The sequence below is a fragment of the Mycobacterium sp. TH-M11 genome (genome assembly GCF_057473725.1).
Genome location: NZ_JBYCLD010000462.1, coordinates 1 through 3,916 on the forward strand (window position 1 = coordinate 1; position 3,916 = coordinate 3,916).

The 3,916-nt window shown below is 64.1% G+C and carries 3 protein-coding genes; all 3 read left to right on the forward strand.

Translation table 11 applies throughout. The features are described 5' to 3' along the window. Positions 1 to 831: AAA family ATPase (locus tag AC2VOG_RS17875; protein WP_486941183.1), on the forward strand; the 831-nt coding region annotated here is incomplete at its 5' end. Positions 832 to 834: 3 nt separating this feature from the next. Beyond that, on the forward strand, positions 835 to 2,277 hold the full coding sequence (gene eccB, locus AC2VOG_RS17880; RefSeq protein WP_486941184.1) for a type VII secretion protein EccB: 1,443 nt from the start codon (positions 835 to 837) through the stop codon (positions 2,275 to 2,277). Then, positions 2,277 to 3,916: type VII secretion protein EccCa (gene eccCa / locus AC2VOG_RS17885; protein WP_486941185.1), on the forward strand; the 1,640-nt coding region annotated here is incomplete at its 3' end. The genes eccB and eccCa, both read left to right, overlap by 1 nt.

The following is a 3,916-nucleotide window of genomic DNA, read 5'->3' on the forward strand; positions in this document are numbered from 1 at the left end:
CGGGTCAAGGAGCAAATCGAAAGATATCGCGCCGCAACCCAAATGGCGAAGATCCGGGCTGCCAAGGGGATGAAGGTCGCGCAGGCGAGCAAGCACATGATCTTCGCCGGACCGCCGGGAACCGGTAAGACGACGATCGCGCGGGTGGTGGCCAACATCCTGGCGGGGTTAGGGGTTATCGCCGAGCCGAAACTTGTTGAGACGTCTCGCAAAGACTTCGTCGCCGAATACGAGGGCCAGTCAGCGGTCAAGACCGCCAAGACGATCGACCGGGCCGTCGGCGGAGTGCTGTTCATCGACGAGGCGTACACGCTCGTGCAAGAGCGTGACGGGCGCGCAGATCCGTTCGGCACCGAGGCATTGGACACCTTGCTGGCGCGAATGGAGAACGACCGCGACCGTCTGGTGGTGATCATCGCGGGTTACAGCTCAGACATCGATCGGTTGCTGGAAGCCAATGACGGCCTGCGATCGCGGTTCTCGACGCGGATCGAGTTCGACTCGTATTCCCCGGAAGAGATTCTCGAGATCGCGAAAGTCATTGCCGAAGGCAATGACTCGACACTCAGCGAAGAGGCGTGCGGCCATCTCCTCGAGGCGGCGAAGCTGCTCAGTCAACGCTCGGTCGGGGACAAACCAGCACTCGACGTCGCCGGCAACGGCCGGTACGCGCGTCAACTGGTCGAGTCCGCAGAGCAATACCGTGACATGCGGTTGGCGCAGTCCATCAACATCGACGACCTCGACGTGGACCGCTTGCAGCGAATCAACGACCACGACATGGCGGAGGCGATTGCGGCCGTGCACAGACGATTGAACATCGGCGCCTAGCCAATGGCGGGATTCCGGCTCACCACGAAAGTCCAAGTCAGCGGCTGGCGATTCTTGCTGCGCCGCGTCGAACACGCGGTCGTGCGACGCGACACCCGGATGTTCGACGATCCGCTGGCCTTCTACAGCCGATCGGTGGGCGTTGGGATTCTGCTCGCCGTGCTGGTGTGTCTGGGCGCAGGCTTGCTGGCGTACTTCAAGCCGCTCGGGCGCCGCAGCGGCGACAACTTGCTCGTCGACCGAACGACCAACCAGCTCTATGTCGTGATGCCGAATACGGGCGAATTGCATCCGGTCTACAACTTGACGTCTGCCCGGCTGGTGCTGGGTAACGCCGGCAACCCCTCGGCGGTGAAATCACAGGAACTGAACCAGATGCCCAAGGGGCAGCGGATCGGTATCCCGGGCGCGCCTTATGCCACCCCGGTTTCGGCGGACACCGTGTCGAGCTGGGCACTGTGCGACACCGTCGCCAACCCGGCCAGTGTTGCTCCAACGGTCGAAACATCAGTAATCGCAATGCCTTTGACAACAGACGCCGCGATCGGTCCGGTGCAGCCCAATCAGGCGCTGCTGGCCTCCTACCAAGGCAGAGAATGGGTGATCACCAAAAGCGGTCGCCACGTGGTCGATCTGATGGACCGCGCCGTCGCCTCCTCGGTGGGTATCCCGGTCACCGCGAAACCCACCCCGATCTCGGAGGGCGTCTACAACGCCGTGCCTGACGTCGGTCCGTGGCAATTGCCGCCGGTACCCGCCGCCGGTACGCCCAACTCGGTCGGGCTGCCGCCCAATTTGGTGATCGGCGCGGTGTTCCAGGCGCAGAGCGAGGGCGGCCCACGGGCTTACGTCGTGTTGCCGGACGGGGTGGCGCGGGTGAACGCGACAACGGCGGCGGCGCTGCGCGCGACAAATTCCTACGGATTGCTCTCCCCGCCACTGGTTGAGTCGAGCCTGGTCGCCAAGATTGCAGAACGGGTGTACGCATCGCCGCTACCGGACCAGGCGGTGGCGATCGTGCCCCGGCAGGACGCGCCGACCTTGTGCTGGTCGTGGGAACGCGAACCTGGAGACCAGGCGCCGCAGACGGCCGTGCTGACCGGCCGGCACCTGCCGCTTCCGCCGACAGCGATGAACACCGGCATCAAGCAGATCGACGGAACCGCAACGGTTTACACCGATGGCGGGAAATTCATTCAGCTTCAATCGCCGGATCCAAAGCATGGTGAAGCGCTCTACTACGTTGACCCACAGGGAGTTCGGTACGGGATTCCAGATCTGCAGACGGCCAAAGCACTGGGGCTGACCGCGCCGCAGAATGCGCCCTGGGCCGTCGTCCGACTACTGGTGGACGGACCGGTGCTATCGAAGTCGGCGGCGCTGTTGGCGCATGACACGCTGCCGCCGGACCCGAAGCCGCGGAAACTCGAAGCGGGAGAGGGCTGATGACCACCAAGAAATTCACTCCGACCGTCAAACGCGGGCCCCGGTTGACGCCGGGCGAGATCAGTGTGACCCCGCCAGAAGATCTCGGTGTCGAAATCCCGCCGTCTGGCGTGCAGAAGGTACTGCCCTACGTGATGGCCGGCGGCATGCTCGGCATGATCGCGATCATGGTCTTCACCGGCGTTCGGCAGCTGTCGCCGTACATGTTGATGATGCCGCTGATGATGATCATGACGACCGTGGGTTTCATGGCCGGTGGCGGGCCCGGCGGCAAGAAGGTTCCCGAAATCAACGCCGACCGCAAGGAATACCTGCGTTACCTGGCCGGCTTGCGGACGCGAGTGACGTCTTCGGCGAGTGCTCAGGTGACGTTCTTCGGTTACCACGCACCGAATCCCGAGGACCTACTTTCGCTGATCGGCACGCACCGGCAGTGGTCGCGGCCGGCGAACGCCGACTTCTTCGCCGCCGTTCGGATCGGGCTCGGCACGGAACCGGCGGTCGACCGGTTGCTAAAGCCGGCGCTCGGCGGGGAACTGGCGGGCCCCGATGCCGCGCCGCAGCCGCACTTGGAGCCGGTGAGCCACATGTGGGTGCTGAAGTTTCTGCGCACCCACGGGCTCATCCACGATTGCCCGAAGCTGGTGCAACTCAAGACATTTCCGACCATCGCCGTCGGTGGCGACCCGCAGCGCGCGGCCGCATTGCTGCGGGCGATGATCTGCCAATTGGCGGTCTTCCACCCGCCGGACCTGATGCAGATTCGGGTGCTGATCGACAACCCGGAGGACCCGGAATGGTCGTGGCTGAAATGGCTTCCCCACGTCCAGCACCAGACAGACACCGACGTCGCCGGGCCGACTCGGATGATCTTCACCCGCGCCGACGGTTTGAGTGACTTGACCGCGCGGGGGCCGCACACACCGGATGCCGCCCCGGGGGGGCCCTACGTCGTGGTGATCGATCTGACCGGGGGCAGCGCCGGCTTTCCCGTCGACGGGCGCGCCGGCGTCACGCTGATAACGCTGGGCAACCATCGCGGTTCGGCCTACCGACTCAGGCTCGACGAAGACGGCACCGCCGATGACCGGCTGCCCAATCAGACGTTCCGGTTGGTGACGTCGGCGACCGACCAGGTGTCACCGGAACTGGCCACCCGTATCGCGCGAAAGCTTGCCGGCTGGTCGATCACCGGGACCATCATCGACAAGACCACCCGTGTGCAGAAGAAGGTCTCGACCGAGTGGCATCAACTTGTCGGAGCGCAGTCGGTCGAAGAGGTGTTACCGAGTCGCTGGCGGATGTTCAGCGACTCCGACCATGACCGGCTGCGAATTCCGTTCGGGCACGAGCTCAAAACCGGCGAAATCATGTATCTCGACATCAAGGAGGGCGCCGAGTTCGGCGCGGGACCACACGGCATGCTGATCGGAACGACTGGATCGGGTAAGTCGGAATTCTTACGGACCCTGATCCTTTCGCTTGCGGCCACACATCATCCGGACCAGATCAACCTGTTGCTGACCGACTTCAAAGGTGGCTCCACCTTCCTGGGCATGGAACGACTGCCGCACACGGCGGCGGTTGTCACCAACATGGAAGAGGAGGCCGAACTGGTCAGCCGGATGGGCGAGGTGCT